A 15,625-nucleotide genomic window follows, 5' to 3' on the forward strand; every position below is an offset into this window, starting at 1 on the left:
TACCGTGATGCCGGTGAATGTTCCGCTCGGCAAGCCCGGCTCGCCGGTGGGTTCCGGCGCGATCACGGTTTCCAGCGCGACGGCGATCGGCGTGGGCGGCATGATGGGCGCCGGGTTGTACACGCTCGTGGGGCTTGCGGCCACCATGGCGGGCCCGTTGGTTCCGGTCGCGTTCGCCGTGGGCGGGCTCGTCGCGGCGTTCAGCGTGTACTCCTACGCCAAGCTCGGCGCGCGCTACCCGAGCCGCGGTGGCGCGGCCCAGTTTCTGATCCGCTGCTTCGGCGACGGCGTGATCTCCGGAGGGCTGAACGTCTTTCAGTTCCTCGGCTGGATCATCGCGATGGCGCTGTACGCGGCGGGCTTCGCCGGCTACGTTCGTGCGCTGCTGCCGTGGCACACCCCGGAATGGTCGGGCAAGGCGATCGGGATCGGGATCATCGTCGCGGTGGTCGCCGTCAACCTGATCGGCACCAGGCTCGTCGGACGCGCCGAAACCGCGATCATCGCGGCCGAACTCGTGATCCTCGTGGCGTTCGTCGTGCTTGGCCTGTCGAAGTCCGACCCGGCCCGCCTGCACGCGGGCGGCGGGCAGGGCTGGCTCGGCGTGTTCTTCGCGGCGGGTCTGCTGTTCGTCACCTACGAAGGGTTCGGTGTGGTGACGAACTCCGCGGGGGAGATGCGCGATCCCGCCAGGCAGCTGCCCCGCGCGATGTACCTGTCGCTGGCGATCGTGGTCGCCGTCTATGTGCTGGTGAGCGCGGTCATCGTGATGTTGCTGAGCATGTCGGCGATCATTGCCGATCAGGGGCATGTGCTCTCGGACGCGGGCAGGGCCGCGCTCGGGCAGGTCGGCTTCGTCGTCATCGGCGTCGCCGCGCTGCTGGCGACCGCGTCGGGCATCAACGCGACGATGTTCGGCGACGCGAACCTGGCGTATCTGGTGGCCACCACCGGCGAGATGCCGAAAAGCTTCGCGCGCAAAGTCTGGCTCGGCGGCACCGGCGGCCTGTTCGCCGCCGCCGCACTCACCGCGCTGTTCGTGTTGTTCTTCCCGCTGTCCGCGGTCGGCCAGATGGCCAGCCTCGCGTTCCTGCTGATCTATGCAACCGTGTCGGCGGGTCACTTCCGGGTCCGGCGCGAAACCGGTGCGAACCCGCTGCTCCTGGGGCTCGGCGTCGCGATGAACGCCGCACTGTTCGCGCTGCTGCTCGGCTACACGATCCACACCGGACCGGTGAGCACCTGGATCACGTTGATCGCGGTGCTGTTGCTCAGCTTCGCGCTGGAGGCCGGCTATCGCAGGGTGACCGGGCGCAGATTCGTGCTGGAGTGACACCTATAAGGTGGCGCACATGATCGGTGTGAGCCGCGACGGCGACGTCACGACCCTCGAGCTGCAACGACCGGATCGGCGCAATGCGCTGAACTCCGAGCTCGTCGACAACCTGCGGACGGCGGTGGAGAAAGCCGCCGCCGACGAGGTGCGGGCCATCGTGCTGACCGGGCGGGGCAGCGTGTTCTGCGCCGGCGCCGACCTCACCGGCGACGCATTCGCCGCCGACTATCCGGATCGGCTGATCGCGCTGAACAAGGCCATTGACGAGGCTCCGATGCCGGTGATCGGCGCGATCAACGGCCCGGCCATCGGCGCGGGCCTGCAGCTGGCGATGATCTGCGACCTGCGGGTCGTCGCGCCGGCCGCGTTCTTTCAATTCCCGACGTCCAGATACGGCCTCGCCCTTGACAACTGGAGCATCCGACGGTTGTCGTCACTGGCTGGTTACGGCCGCGCCCGGTCGATGCTCTTGACCGCGGAGAAGCTGACCGCCGACGTGGCGCTGCAGACCGGCATGGCCAACCGGATCGGCACGCTCGCCGATGCGCAGGCCTGGGCCGCCGAGATCGCCCGGTTGGCCCCGCTGGCCCTGCAACACGCCAAACGCGTCCTCAACGACGACGGTGCCTACGAGGATCAGCGGCCGGTCCACAAGGAGCTGTTCGACAAGGCCTGGGGCAGCCAGGATGTGATCGAGGCACAGGTGGCGCGGATCGAGAAGCGGCCACCGAATTTCCAGGGCGCCTGAAATGTTGCGGGGGGCGCTGCGGCTGGGCTTCGGCACCGCGACGCTGCTGACCGGGGGCTGGTTGCTGCGTGCGCTACAGGGCGCACCCGCCGCGCTCGGCGCGGGCCCGCTGGCCATCCGCGCGGTCGCCGACGGCTCCCCGAACTACCGCGACGGGACGTTCGTCAACGCCGACCCGACCACGGAACTGCGGCTCGGCCGCGAAGAACAGCGCATGATCGTGCGCGAACTGCTGTTCGCCGGCGGCCACAGCCGGCCGCCGCGCACGATCCCGGTCGTCACCCCGGACCGCCTCAGCGCCGCACCGGGCCCGCTGGCGGTCAGCTGGTACGGGCACTCGACGACGCTGCTCGAAATCGACGGCTATCGCGTGCTGACCGATCCGGTGTGGAGCAGGCGGTGCTCGCCGTCGCATGCCGTCGGGCCGGAGCGCATGCATGCGGCGCCGGCGCCGCTGGAGTCGCTGCCCGCGATCGACGCGGTGGTGATCAGCCACGACCATTACGACCACCTCGACGTCGACACCGTCTTGGCGCTGGCCCGCACCCAGCGCGCCCCGTTCTTCGTGCCACTCGGTGTCGGCGCGCACCTGCGCACGTGGGGCATCCCCGACGAGCGGATCGTCGAACTCGACTGGGGCCAGAGCGCCAGCGTCGCCGACCTGACCCTGGTCTGCACGCCGGCCCGGCATTTCTCCGGCCGCTTTCTGACCCGCAACACCACGCTGTGGGCGTCGTGGGTGCTGGCCGGCCCGGCGCACCGCGCCTACTTCGGCGGCGACACCGGCTACACGAAGAGCTTCGCCGCCATCGGTTCCGAGCACGGACCGTTCGATCTGACGCTGATGCCCGTCGGCGCGTACAACTCCGCGTGGCCGGACATTCACATGAACCCCGAGGAAGCGGTCCGCGCGCACCTCGACGTCACCGACTCGGGGTTGCTGGTGCCGATCCACTGGGGCACGTTCCGGTTGGCGCCGCACCCGTGGGCCGAGCCCGTCGAGCGGTTGCTGTCGGCGGCCGGGCCGGTCCACGTCTCGGTCAGCGTCCCCAGGCCCGGGCAGCGGGTCGACGCCGCCACCCCTGGCGAATTCGACCCCTGGTGGCGGCCCTGACGCTCCCTCTGACTGGTTAGGCTGCTGGCCATGGCCGGCTTCGCGGCTCCGACGTCGATGGCGGCGGGTCTCACCGATGCCCAAGTGGCCCAACGGGTTGCCGAGGGCAAGACCAACGACGTGCCCACTCGTGCCGCCCGCAGCGTGTCGGAGATCGTGCGGGCCAACGTGTTCACCCGCATCAACGCGATCCTCGGCGTGCTGTTGCTGATCGTGCTCGCCACCGGCTCGCTGATCAACGGCCTGTTCGGCCTGCTGATCATCGCCAACAGCGGCATCGGCATCATCCAGGAACTGCGCGCCAAGCAGACGCTGGACAAGCTGGCGATCGTCGGGCTGGCCAGGCCGGTGGTGCGCCGCGCGGGCGGCACCCGCGAATTGCTGCCCGGCCAGGTGGTGCTCGACGACGTCATCGAGCTCGGACCCGGTGACCAGATCGTGGTCGACGGCGACGTCGTCGAGGAGACGAATCTCGAGATCGACGAGTCGCTGCTGACCGGCGAGGCCGACCCGATCGCCAAGGGCAGCGGCGATCACGTGATGTCCGGCAGCTTTGTCGCCGCGGGCAGCGGCGCCTACCGCGCGACGAAAGTCGGCCGCGAGGCCTACGCCGCCAAGCTGGCCGAGGAAGCGGCCAGGTTCACGCTGGTGAAATCCGAACTGCGCACCGGCATCAACAAGATCTTGCAGTTCATCACCTATCTGCTGATCCCCGCCGGGCTGCTGATCATCTACACCCAGCTCTTCACCACCCGTGCCGGTTGGCGGGATTCGGTGCTGCGCATGGTGGGCGCGCTCGTGCCGATGGTGCCCGAGGGGCTGGTCCTGATGACGTCGATCGCTTTCGCGGTCGGCGTCATCCGGCTCGGCGCCCGCCAGTGCCTGGTGCAGGAGTTGCCGGCCATCGAGGGGTTGGCCCGTGTGGACGTCGTGTGCGCCGACAAGACCGGCACGCTGACCGAGAACGGCATGCGGGTCTGTGACACCGTGCCGCTGTCCCAGGGAGACAACGCCGCCGAGATAAGCAACGTGCTGGCGTCGCTGGCCGCGGACGACACCCGCCCCAACGCCAGCATCCGGGCGATCGGACAGGCATACGGCGAGCCCCCGGGCTGGACGGCCACCGCCGTCGCACCGTTCAGGTCGGCCACGAAATGGAGCGGCGTGTCCTACGAGGGCCGCGGCAACTGGGTGATCGGCGCGCCCGACGTGCTGCTGGATCCGACGTCGCCGGTCGCCGAGCAGGCGGAGCGGATCGGCGCGCAAGGCCTGCGGGTGTTGCTGCTCGCCGCCGGCGACCTGCCCGTCGACCACCCCGGCGCGCCGGGCGCCGTCACGCCTGCCGCGTTGGTCGTCCTCGAACAGCGGGTCCGCCCCGACGCCCGGGAAACGCTCGAATACTTCGCCTCACAGCGGGTTTCGATCAAGGTGATCTCCGGCGACAATGCCGTGTCGGTCGGTGCGGTGGCCTCTACGCTGGGTCTGCGGGGCGAGACGATGGACGCCCGCCGGCTTCCGGCCGAACCCGGCGCGCTCGCCGACGTGGTGCAGGAGTACACGACCTTCGGCCGGGTACGGCCGGACCAGAAACGCGCGATGGTGCACGCCTTGCAGTCGCGAGGGCACACCGTGGCGATGACCGGCGACGGCGTCAACGATGTGTTGGCGCTCAAGGACGCCGACATCGGTGTCGCGATGGGCGCGGGCAGCCCCGCCTCACGCGCGGTGGCCCAGATCGTGTTGCTGGACAACAAGTTCGCGACGCTGCCCTACGTCGTGGCCGAAGGTCGGCGGGTGATCGGCAACATCGAACGGGTCTCGAGCCTGTTTTTGACCAAGACGGTGTACTCGGTACTGCTGGCGTTGCTCGTCGGGATCGCCGGCGTGGGCTCGCAGATCTTCCACACCGCGCCGCTGCCGTTTCCGTTCCAGCCCATCCACGCCACGATCGCGGCCTGGTTCACGATCGGCATCCCGGCGTTCATCCTGTCGCTGGCACCGAACAACGAACGCGCGCAGACCGGCTTCGTGCGCCGGGTGATGACGGCCGCGCTGCCGTGGGGCACGGTCGTCGGCGTCGCGACGTTCGCCTGCTACCTGCTGGCCTACCGCGGCGGCAACGCCACACCCGTCGAGCAAACCCGGGCGTCCACGTCGGCGCTGATCACGCTGCTGTTCATCGCGATCTGGGTGCTCGCGGTCGTGGCTCGCCCCTACACCTGGTGGCGGGTCGCCCTCGTCGCGCTGTCGGCCGCGGCGTACGTGGTGATCTTCAGCATCCCGCTGGCCCGGGAGAAGTTCATGCTGGACCCCGGCAACGTCGCGCTGACCGCGTCGGCGCTGGCGATCGGTGTGGCGGGCGCCGGCATCGTCGAGGCGCTGTGGTGGCTGCAGGGGGCGGTTACCGGCAACCGGCGACGGGTGTGGCGATAGTCTGCAACAGACAACCGACGGAAACCGGCGAAGGGTGGGACTGATGGGTCGGCTGGACAAGGCAACTGCGCTGCTGTCACAGGACGCGCCGACCACCTGACATATGGCGAAGCTTTCCGTCTCCGTCGATGTTCCACTGGCACCGGAGGTCGCATGGAACTGCGCCTCGGACCTGTCCCGGTACAGGGAGTGGCTGACCATCCACCGCGTGTGGCGCAGCACGTTGCCCGAGACGCTCGACAAGGGCGCGGTGGTCGAATCGATCGTCGAGGTCAAGGGCATGCCCAACCGGGTCAGATGGACGATCGTGCACTTCCGGCCTCCGGAGGCGATGACGCTCGACGGCGACGGGAAAGGCGGTGTCAAGGTCAAGCTGATCGGCAAGGTCAGGCCCAAGGGCCCCGATGAGTCGACGGTGACCCTCGCCGTGCATCTCGGCGGGCCGGCGCTGTTCGGCCCGATCGGCATGATCGTTGCCGGCGCGCTGCGCGGTGACATCCGGGATTCGCTGAACCGGTTCAAAGCGGTGTTCGCTCCCGCGACCTGACAGACGCCGGCGCTAGACTCGAGGCGTGGCCGGACCGCAACAGCTCGAAAAGTACTCCTACGGGATCGATTTCGACGCCATCGAGGCGATTGACATTCACACCCACGTCGAAGTCGACAGCAGCGGCCATCAGGCGACCGACGACGAGCTGGTCGCTGCGACACAGCGCTACTTCAAGCTGGGGCCCGAGCGCACGTTCACCGTCGACGCGCTCGCCGAGCACTACCGGCAGCGCAACATCGCCGCGGTGGTGTTCACCATCGATGCCACTTCCGCGATGGGGCACCCGCCGAACTCGGTCGAGGACATGGTCGCCGGGGCGGCGCGCAACAACGACATCTTGATCCCCTTCGGCACGGTGGACCCGTGGACGGGCGAGCGTGCCGTGGGTCGCGTCCGGTCCCTGGTGGACGACTACGGCGTGAAGGGCTTCAAGTTCCACCCGAGCATGCAGGCGTTCGAGCCGAACGACCGCACCTTCTACCCGATCTACGAGGCGATCGCGGAGGCCGGGGTGCCTGCGCTGTTTCACACCGGGCAGACCGGCATGGGCGCGGGCCTGCCCGGTGGCCACGGGATCAAGCTGCGTTACTCCGACCCGATGTTGCTCGACGACGTCGCCGCCGATTTTTCCGGGCTGACGATCGTGATGGCGCACCCCGCGGTGCCGTGGGTCGACACCCAGATATCGATCGCCACCCACAAACCCAATGTGTACGTCGACCTGTCCGGCTGGTCGCCGAAGTACTTCCCGCCGCAACTCGTCCGCGCGGCCAACCGTCAGCTCAAGACCAAGGTGCTGTTCGGCACCGATTTCCCGTTCATCCAGGTGGACCGCTGGCGCCGCGACTTCGACGCCCTCGACATGGACCCCGCGGTCCTGCCGCTGGTCTTCAAACAGAACGCGATGCGCGTGCTGGGCATCGCGCGATGAGTTTTGCCGCGCGCGCCGGTCGACATGGAGGAACCATCACCACCGACCTGAGGAGACGAAAGTGCCTATCCGTGACCGCTCCCCGCTGGGCGCCCCGGCCTGGATCGACCTGTCCACCTCCGACACCGACCGCGCCCGGGAGTTCTACGGCACGGTGTTCGGCTGGACGTTCGAATCCGCGGGTCCCGATTACGGCGGATACATCAACGCATCCAGGGACGGCCGTCCCGTCGCGGGCCTGATGCAGAAGGATCCGGGGATGACCGCCCCGGATGCGTGGACCACCTACTTCCACACCGACGACATCCGGGCCACCGCCGCCGCGGTCAAGTCCGCCGGTGGGACCACCTGCGTTGAACCGATGGAGGTCGGGGACAAGGGCTGGATGGCGATGGGCACCGACCCGTCGGGCGCGTTCTTCGGCCTGTGGCAGCCCATCGAGCACCACGGCTTCGAGATCATCGGCGAGGCCGGCACCCCGGTGTGGCACGAGCTGACCACCCGCGATTTCGCCAAGGCGGTGGACTTCTACCGCGAGGTGCTCGGCTGGCAGACCGAGACGGTCTCCGACACCGACGAGTTCCGCTACACCACTGCGGTTTTCGACGGCGAGCAATTGCTTGGCGTGATGGACGCCACCAGGTTCCTGCCCGAGGGCATCCCGTCGCACTGGGCGTTCTACCTGGGCGCCGAGGATGTCGACAAGACGCAGCAGCTGGTCGCCGACAACGGCGGCACGGTGATCAGGCCGGCCCAGGACACCCCCTACGGCCGGCTGGCGCAGGTCACCGATCCGACCGGCGCGGTGTTCAACCTGTCTTCGCTGCGGTGATTCCGGGTTGCTGCTGGACGCGCTGGCCCTTGCGCAGCGTGTCCAGCAGTTCCCGGTAGGGGCCGACGAGATAGGCGGTGTCGCCGGCGGTCACCCGCGTATCGCGGCGTGGGTGCAGCCGCAGCTCACCGCCGCCACGGCTGATCGCGATGACCCGGGTCTGGGTCGACAGCTCGATCATCCGCAGCCCGTCGAGCTCGCTGCCGGGTTCCACCCGCACGCCGCCGACCATGAAGGATCGCTGGCCGACCGAGAACGTTCCGAGCACCTGCAGGCCCATCGCGGCACCGATGAACCACGGCGTCGCCAATTCGACGGTCGAGCGGACGTTTTCGAACCCGAACCGGTGCGCGACCGCGGCACCCAGCGACCGGTCGTACACCCGCAGCACCTCCGGCACACCCGGCTTGTCGCCGCGCCGCCACCACCGCGGACCGAGTAACTCCCGCAGCACGATCCCGGTTTCGATGTTGATCATGTCGTCCTGGGTGAGAACGGCGACGGCCGACGCCTCGTCCACCCTCGCCGCCTCCAGGGTCTGACGCAGGGTGGCGTCGCCGAAGATCACCGGAACGTCGAGTTGTCCCGCGGCGGAGAGGAACCGGTTGGTGTCGCTGCGTTCGACGACCGCCACGTCGTGCCCGGCCGCCTTGAGGTCGCTCACCACCCGGATCCCGAACGAGCCGAGCCCGACGACGATCACGTGGTTACGCAGGTCCCGTACCCTTCGTCGCCCGGCGGACCGGCTCAGTCGCCGCGACAACAACAGGTCGGCGACGAAGGCCACCAGCACCGCGGTGGTGGTCACACCGGCGAACATCAGCGCGATGCCCCACAGTCGCAGCCAGGTCGGCTGATTGATGAAGCTGAAGTCGCCGTAGCCGACGGTCGCGATCGTCTCGGTGGAGAAGTAGAGCGCGTCGACGAAACTCATGCCGGGCTTCTGGTACGCCAAGCGCAGCAGCACCGTGGAGCCCAGCAACAGGGTGAACGCGACGGCCACGGCTCGGAAGAACATCGGGTTGACGTCATCCCGCAGCAGCCGCACCGTGTCCAGCGCGCGGATCGGCAGGGAGCGGCGCACCCCGGCCTGTTTGATCGGTTCGGCGACGGCGATACCCTGCGCGGCGAGTTGGTCCGCGGTGCCGATCATCGCCGTCCAGTCACCGGCCCGCACCCGCAGATCGCGGCCGGGGCAGGCCACCACCTCGCCTGGGGTGGTGGAGTTTTCACCGTGTATCACCGCGACCGGGGCCAGGTCGCCGTAGATCTCGCGCAGCGTGGCGTCGCGCGGAGCGTTCGTGCCGGAGATGACGAAGTCGACTCCGGCTACCGAGACATCGTGCGTCGTCCGGGCCAGACACGCTTCAACGACCGACGGCGCGGCCAGGTCGGCCACGTCCAGGATCGCCCCCGGCCCGTTCCCCGCCGCCACCGCCTCACGCAGCACGCTGTTGGCCAGGCGGGCGACGACCCGCACATTGGGGTTGGATTTCCTTGCCAGCAGGGCGATTTCGAGGTTTATGGCGTCGTCGTCGCCGACGCAGATGATCGCGGTTGCGTGGGCGATGCCGGCGTCGGCCAGCTCGGCGGCCGCGGTCAGCTTCACCACCGATGTGCCGGCGCTGTTGAGCTCTTCGACGATGCGTATGGCCAGCGCGTCGTCTCCGACCACGATGGTGTGACCCCGCATTCTTCGTAAGGTTACGCCGGGCAGGCCGCCCGGGCCGGGTGACTCATCGCGAGCAAGGATGGAACCGTGACCGCCGCGAACATCTATGTCAGGCCTGCCTCAACGGTGCGCGCACTCCCGACCAGCATCCGGCGCTGCCCGTCACGCCCGATCAGCCGGCCGCCGACGCGGTCGCTGCGCACCGCGCCGGCGCGAAAGCCGTGCAGCAGGCCGGCTCTCCGGCCGGCGTGCTGCTGCACGGACATGACGGCGGCTGCTGGCCGCTGCTGCGCCACGCCGGCAGCCGGGGGCTGCAGACCCGCATCGGCATGGAGGACACCCTGCTGATGCCCGACGGGTCCGCCGCGCCGGGCAACGCCGCTCTGGTGACCGCTGCGCTCGAGCTGCTCGCGCGGGGTTAGGGAGCGGCCAGCGCGAAGTCGGCGAAATCGAACCCCGGCACCACCACGCAGCTGACCAGGCCCGGCTCGTCGTCGCGGGGCCGGGCGCGCTGCCAGTACCCGGGCGGCACCAGAACCTGCGGCTCCTGACCGTTGTGGAAGTCGGCGCCCAACAGGTGCGTTGTGGCGGTTGCTTGCTCACGCCCGACCTCGAGCAGCAGTGGACTGCCGCGATGGAAGAACCACAGTTCGGCGCTGCGGACGGTGTGCCAGGCGGATTGTTGTCCGGGCATCAGCAGGAACAGGATTGCGGTGCCGGCGCTGCGCGGGCCGGTGTACTCGGGGGGCAACGCCGACTGGGCCATCGTCAGTGCGCTGCGCCAGGTTTCACGGAACCAGCCGCCCTCTGGGTGGGGTGACATTTCGAGCCGTCGGGCCCAATCGGGGAGTTCCGTCATTGCATTATCACCCTCGGCATCGCCCTTCGTTGACAACCCACAGTAGAGCGGCCCGGCCGATTCGCCCCGACGCCATGCGCGCCCGGGCGCATACTTACTGTCAGCAAGTTCCAAGGCCTGCGGTACGTTTAACGGTGTATGACCATGGGTAGCGCAAAAAGTTAACGCCCCGCAGCGGAAGGGGTAACGCGCTAGGCGCAGGAGAACCATGATGAACGCATTTCACGGCGCAGTACGGGCCGTTACCAACACGGCGAATGCCGCTACGGCGGCAGCGGGCGCGGTCGGCGGCGCCGCGGTCAATGGTGTCATCGGCGGCGTGCAGGGCACGGCGCAAGGGGTGCGCACCGGCCTTGCGAACGGCAGCCATTCGACTCCGGCGGCAGCGTTGACGTTCGCCGCGCTCGGCGCGGCCGGCCTTGTCGAATGGCCGGTGCTGCTGACCGTCGGCGGTGCGGTGATTCTCATCCGGCAGCTCACGAAGCAATCCGAGAGGCAGCAATCCGACGGGCAGCGCCCGGCCTCTCGCCCGTCCTCGCCGCCACCGCCGACCAACATCGCGGCGAAGAGGGCACCCGCGACCAACATCGCGGCGAAGAGGGCACCCGCGACCAACATCGCGGCGAAGAGGGCACCCGCCAAGAAGGCACCCGCCAAACGGACCGCGGCGCGCAAGGCCACGGGCCGGCGGGCCCCGATCAGCCGCCAACCCTGACTTGATGGGTGTAGACGGACTCCTACGGAGTTCGGCGTTGCTGCCGTTTCGCGCGACGGCCGCCGCCGCGACCCTCGGCCTGGGACTGGTGACCGCCCCGATCCGGGTCGGCCGTGAGATCGCAGGTGGCACAACCCGGAGACGCTGCTGGTGCCGCGACGGCCGAATGTGGATCGAGATCCGCGGCGTCGATACCGAAGCGGATGGCAAGGCGCTGCTCGACGCCGTTCGCGCACGCCACGGCGTGGTGTCGGCGGAGATCAACCGTCCGTTGTCGCGGCTGGTTGTGCAGGTCGCCGGCCAGGGGCCCACGATGCGCGAAGTGTGCGACATCGTCTCCGACGCCGAAGCACACGCGCCTCGATCAGAAGACGGCGCGCCGCGACGCCATCCCGCGCAGCTGCCCGCGGATGGCATCGCGCGGGCCAACAATGTGATCGCCGTGACGGCCAGCGCCGCCGGTCTTGCGGTGACCCTCGCCGGGCGGGCGCTGCATTGGCCGCGGCTGCCCCCGGCGCTTGCGGCGGCGGTCACGGTCGTGGATTTCCAGCCGCGGCTGCGGCGGCCGATCGAAGACCGGCTCGGGACCAGCGGCGCGAACACCGCGCTGGCGCTGGCCGCCTCCCTGGCCTACACCGTCACCCAGGCACCGGCGTCACTCGCGGTGGACCTGATGATCCACCTCGCCAGGGCCGCCGAATCGACCGCCGAATTTCGCGCGTGGGAACGTCGCGAACCTGACCTGGCACCGCACGCGCGTTGCGACGCGGCGGGGCCGCCGCGCCCACGGCCGCGGCCGCGCCCGCCCGGCCCCGTGGAGCGGTATTCGGACCGGTGTGGGATCGCTCAGGCGGTCGGCGTCGCCGCGGTCGGTGTGGTGACCCGAAGCGCCGATGCCGCTGCCACCGCGGCCTTGGTCGCCGCCCCTAAGGCCGCGCGAAGTTCCCGGGAAATGTTCGCCAGCACGCTGGGGCGCGAATTGGCTTCCCAACATGGCGTGTTGCCGCTTCATCCCGAGGCGCTGCGTCGGCTGGACCGCGTCGACACCGTCCTGGTCGATCCGCGGGTGCTCTGTGTTGACGAGCTGCGGGTGAGCCGGATCCGCGGGGCGCCCGAGCGTGACCGGGCGGCCATCTGGGAGTGGGCGCGACAACAGATCGACGATGGAAACCTCACCGCCGGCTGGCATGCTACTTCTCGTGGGTCGTCGCAGGTGTTGATCCGCTACGCGCACCACCCGCTTGCCTCCGCCACCCTGGCCGAGGTGCGCCACGCGGGCGCCGAGGTGGTGTCGGTCGACGCCGACTCCCTGGGCGACCTGCGTTCGATGTTCGACGACATCCGGCCGGGCGACGGCGCGATCGACGAGGCACTGCTCGACGCGGTGGACCACTACCAGCGGGAGGGCCGCACGGTGGCGGTGCTGTCGTCGGCCGCCGCACAGGCCCTTTCAGCGGCCGACGTGGCCATCGGCTTGCTTTCCGACGCCGCGCCGCCGTGGCAAGCCCATCTTTTCGTCGACGATCTCGCGCAGGTATGGCGCATCGTGCACTGCCTGCCGGCCGCCCGCAGAGCAAGTGAGCGTGGTGTCGAGATCGCGGCGGGCTCATCGCTGCTCGGGGCCTTGTTGATGGTGCCGGGTGTGCGCGGCGCCGGGCCGGGGCCGGTCACGGCCGGCGCTGCGGCGGGGATGTGGAACGGCTACCGGCTGGCGCGAAGTGCGTTGCGCGCGCCGGTCCCGGCGGCTCCCCCCAGCCACGAATGGCATGCGATGTCGACAGAACGCGTGCAGCGGATCCTGCCGCCGCCGCCCGCTGAGACCGGGCCGGCGCCCAGATCGCCGCTGACGAGGGTGCCCGGCCCACTGCGCCGGGCCCGTAGCGGTGTGTTGCAGTTCGCGGCCGCGATGCGCGAGGAGTTGTCCGACCCGTTGACGCCGGTGCTGGCGGTCGGTTCTGCGGCCAGCGCCCTGCTCGGTTCGCCGATCGACGCCGTATTGGTCGGCTCGGTGCTCGTCGGCAACGCTGCGCTGGCCTCCACCCAGCGGCTGCGGTCCGAGCGTCTGCTGGCCCGCCTGCTGGCGGTGCAGGATCCGCCGGCGCGCAGGGTCCTGGAGCATTCGGTCGACGAGCCGCGCTACGAGAACGTCGAGGCGGCGCGGCTGAGGCTCGGCGATGTGATCGAGGTCAGGCCGAGCGAAGTCGTCCCGGCCGATGCGCGCCTGGTCCGGGCCGACGATGTGGAGGTGGACGAATCGTCGCTGACCGGTGAGTCCCTGCCCGTGGCCAAGCAGGTTGACGCGACGCCCGGCGTGTCGCTGGCCGAGCGCAGCTGCATGGTTTACGCCGGGACCACGGTGGTGGCCGGCACCGCGGTCGCGGTGGTCACCGCCGTCGGCGCGCAGATGCAGACCAGGCGGGCCGCCGAGATTCCCGGGGCGCCGCAGGCCGCTGTCGGGCTTCAAACGCAGCTGAAGGAGCTGACCAATCGGGCGTTGCCGTTGAGCGTCGCCGGCGGTGCCCTCGTCAGTGTGTTGGGTCTGCTGCGAAACGCCGGGTTGCGGCAGGCGATCGCCAGCGGCGTCGCGGTCTCCGTGGCCGCGGTCCCGGAGGGACTGCCGCTCGTCGCCACCCTCGCCCAGCAGGCGTCGGCGCGGCGGCTCACCAGGCAGGGCGCGCTGGTACGCAGCCCCCGCTCCGTCGAGGCACTCGGCCGCGTCGAGGTCGTGTGTTTCGACAAGACAGGGACGCTGAGCGAAAACCGGCTGCGGGTGACCCGGGTGCACACCGTGCCGGGCTTCTCCCGCGCCGGGGTGCTGACCTGCGCCGCGCAGGCGACGCCACACCAAAACGGTCGCCCGCATGAGCACGCCACCGACGTCGCGGTCATCGAGGCGGCCCCGCCGCAGGCGGCGAACGGCGTGGCCGACGCGCCGCATCTGGCGTTCCGCTCCGGGCGGCCTTTCTCCGCGACGGTGTTCGGCCACACGTTGTGCCTCAAGGGCGCACCCGAGGTGGTCTTGAGTGCCGCGTCGGTGAGCGATGCCGCCGTCGAGCGCACCGTCGGGCAGATGGCGGCGGACGGACTGCGGGTCATCGCCGTCGCGCAACGCGACCTGACCCCGGACGAGGCCCGGGCGGCGCGCGAAGACCCCGACCGGTTCGCCGAACTGTGTGAGCGCGGGTTGCAGATCGTGGGTCTGCTGGGTATCGCCGACACTCCGCGGGCCGAGGCGGCCGGTGTGCTCTCAGCCCTCGCCGAACAGCAGATCGGGGTCCGGTTGATCACCGGCGACCATCCGGTGACCGCCGCCGCGATCGCGGCGGAACTGGGCATGCCCGTCGACACCGGCGAGGTGCTCAGCGGCGACGAGTGGCAGGCCATGCCGCGGCGCCGTCAGGAGCAGGCGGTTCGCGAGCGGCTGGTGTTCGCGCGGATGTCGCCCGAGCACAAGGTGCAGATCGTGCAGACACTGGAGCGCACCGGCCACGTCTGCGCGATGGTCGGCGACGGCGCCAATGATGCCGCCGCGATTCGCGCGGCCACGGTGGGCGTCGGCGTCGCCTCCCGCGGCAGCGACCCGGCGCGCACCGCTGCCGACCTGATGCTGCTCGACGGGCGCATCGAGGCCCTGCTCGACGCGCTGGACGAGGGCAGCCAGTTGTGGCGGCGGGTGCAGGCCGCGGTCTCCGTGCTGCTGGGCGGCAACGCGGGCGAGGTGGCGTTCGCGATCATCGGCACCGCGATCGCGGGGCGGTCCCCGTTGAACACCCGCCAGTTGCTGCTGGTCAACATGCTGACCGATGCGCTGCCCGCGGCGGCCCTGGCCGTCAGCGCGCTCACCTCGTCCGCCCGCGACGCCGGCCGCGGCCCGGATCCGGCCGCCCTGTGGCGCGCCGTGGCCGTGCGCGGCACGACGACCGCGGCGGCTGCCACCACCGCATGGGTGCTGGCCAGGTTGACCGGGCGGTCGGGGCGCGCGTCGACCGTCGCGTTGGTCGCCCTGGTGTCGACCCAGCTCGGCCAGACCCTGCTCGATTCGCACAGCCCTCTGGTGGTGTCCACCGCCGTCGGGTCGCTGCTGGTGTTGGCCGCGGTCGTCAGCACGCCCGTGGTGAGCCAACTCCTGGGCAGCACGCCCCTTGGACCAGTCGGCTGGGCTCAGGCACTCGGAACAGCCGCAGTCGCCACCGCGGCTGCCGCGGTCGTGCCGCGGCTCCTCACCAGGGCCTCGTCGGAAGATGCCGCCGGGCCCTCGACGATATGCACCACGCCCGCGCGCCAGAGCAGCGCGTACAGCTCGCGCAACGGGAGGACGAGCACTCGCGAAACGGCGTCGGTCAACGGGTCCGAGCCGTATACGCCCTCACGTGACACACCCCCGACTGTGGAGAACGCATTCGTCCAGACATCGAATACGACATGACCGGAAGGC

Annotated in this window: 12 protein-coding genes and 1 pseudogene; 10 read left to right on the plus strand and 3 right to left on the minus strand. The window is 70.0% G+C overall.

Annotation, left to right across the window (positions count from 1 at the left end; genetic code table 11):
• Positions 1 to 13 precede the first annotated feature (13 nt).
• From VKG81_RS17385 to VKG81_RS17415, 7 genes are all read left to right on the plus strand, one after another.
• On the plus strand, positions 14 to 1,333 hold the full coding sequence (locus VKG81_RS17385; RefSeq protein WP_324397788.1) for an APC family permease: 1,320 nt from the start codon (positions 14 to 16) through the stop codon (positions 1,331 to 1,333).
• A 19-nt stretch (positions 1,334 to 1,352) separates the two neighbouring features.
• Positions 1,353 to 2,084 (plus strand): enoyl-CoA hydratase, encoded by a 732-nt coding sequence (locus VKG81_RS17390; RefSeq protein ID WP_324397789.1) that lies wholly within the window; start codon positions 1,353 to 1,355, stop codon positions 2,082 to 2,084.
• A 1-nt stretch (position 2,085) separates the two neighbouring features.
• Positions 2,086 to 3,198 (plus strand): MBL fold metallo-hydrolase, encoded by a 1,113-nt coding sequence (locus tag VKG81_RS17395; protein WP_324397790.1) that lies wholly within the window; start codon positions 2,086 to 2,088, stop codon positions 3,196 to 3,198.
• A gap of 30 nt (positions 3,199 to 3,228) precedes the next feature.
• On the plus strand, positions 3,229 to 5,631 hold the full coding sequence (locus tag VKG81_RS17400; RefSeq protein WP_414685309.1) for a cation-translocating P-type ATPase: 2,403 nt from the start codon (positions 3,229 to 3,231) through the stop codon (positions 5,629 to 5,631).
• Between the two features lie 103 nt (positions 5,632 to 5,734).
• Complete coding sequence (locus tag VKG81_RS17405) at positions 5,735 to 6,178, plus strand: type II toxin-antitoxin system Rv0910 family toxin (protein WP_324397791.1); 444 nt, start codon at positions 5,735 to 5,737, stop codon at positions 6,176 to 6,178.
• A 25-nt stretch (positions 6,179 to 6,203) separates the two neighbouring features.
• The gene (locus VKG81_RS17410) at positions 6,204 to 7,112 is read left to right on the plus strand and encodes an amidohydrolase family protein (protein WP_324397792.1); all 909 of its coding nucleotides are present in this window, start codon (positions 6,204 to 6,206) and stop codon (positions 7,110 to 7,112) included.
• A gap of 61 nt (positions 7,113 to 7,173) precedes the next feature.
• Complete coding sequence (locus VKG81_RS17415; RefSeq protein WP_324397793.1) at positions 7,174 to 7,944, plus strand: VOC family protein; 771 nt, start codon at positions 7,174 to 7,176, stop codon at positions 7,942 to 7,944.
• Here the strand turns inward: VKG81_RS17415 and VKG81_RS17420 are convergent.
• Positions 7,922 to 9,637 carry an NAD-binding protein gene (locus tag VKG81_RS17420; protein ID WP_324397794.1) on the minus strand — a complete coding sequence of 572 codons (1,716 nt, stop codon included), beginning with the start codon at positions 9,635 to 9,637 and terminating at the stop codon, positions 7,922 to 7,924. The two genes, VKG81_RS17415 and VKG81_RS17420, sit on opposite strands and share 23 nt — an antisense overlap.
• 38 nt (positions 9,638 to 9,675) lie before the next feature.
• On the opposite strand from VKG81_RS17420, the gene VKG81_RS17425 reads away from it, so the two are divergent.
• Positions 9,676 to 10,038: a 3-keto-5-aminohexanoate cleavage protein gene (locus VKG81_RS17425; RefSeq protein WP_324397795.1), complete on the plus strand. Its 363-nt coding sequence runs from the start codon at positions 9,676 to 9,678 to the stop codon at positions 10,036 to 10,038.
• Here VKG81_RS17425 and VKG81_RS17430 read toward each other — a convergent pair.
• Positions 10,035 to 10,475 carry a cupin domain-containing protein gene (locus VKG81_RS17430; protein ID WP_324397796.1) on the minus strand — a complete coding sequence of 147 codons (441 nt, stop codon included), beginning with the start codon at positions 10,473 to 10,475 and terminating at the stop codon, positions 10,035 to 10,037. The two genes, VKG81_RS17425 and VKG81_RS17430, sit on opposite strands and share 4 nt — an antisense overlap.
• 211 nt (positions 10,476 to 10,686) lie before the next feature.
• Here VKG81_RS17430 and VKG81_RS17435 point away from each other — a divergent pair, with 211 nt between their 5' ends.
• Together VKG81_RS17435 and VKG81_RS17440 are read left to right on the plus strand one after the other, a co-directional pair.
• Positions 10,687 to 11,190, plus strand: coding sequence for a hypothetical protein (locus VKG81_RS17435; RefSeq protein WP_324397797.1), 504 nt, complete (start codon positions 10,687 to 10,689; stop codon positions 11,188 to 11,190).
• A gap of 1,906 nt (positions 11,191 to 13,096) precedes the next feature.
• A pseudogene (locus tag VKG81_RS17440) lies at positions 13,097 to 15,340 on the plus strand (cation-translocating P-type ATPase); the annotation flags it as partial.
• A gap of 11 nt (positions 15,341 to 15,351) precedes the next feature.
• Here VKG81_RS17440 and VKG81_RS17445 read toward each other — a convergent pair.
• Entirely contained in the window at positions 15,352 to 15,567 is a 216-nt protein-coding gene (locus VKG81_RS17445) for an Rv1535 domain-containing protein (RefSeq protein WP_324397804.1), read from the minus strand.
• Positions 15,568 to 15,625: the final 58 nt, after the last annotated feature.

It is taken from the genome of Mycobacterium sp. (assembly GCF_035314905.1).
In the GTDB taxonomy this organism is placed as follows: domain Bacteria; phylum Actinomycetota; class Actinomycetes; order Mycobacteriales; family Mycobacteriaceae; genus Mycobacterium.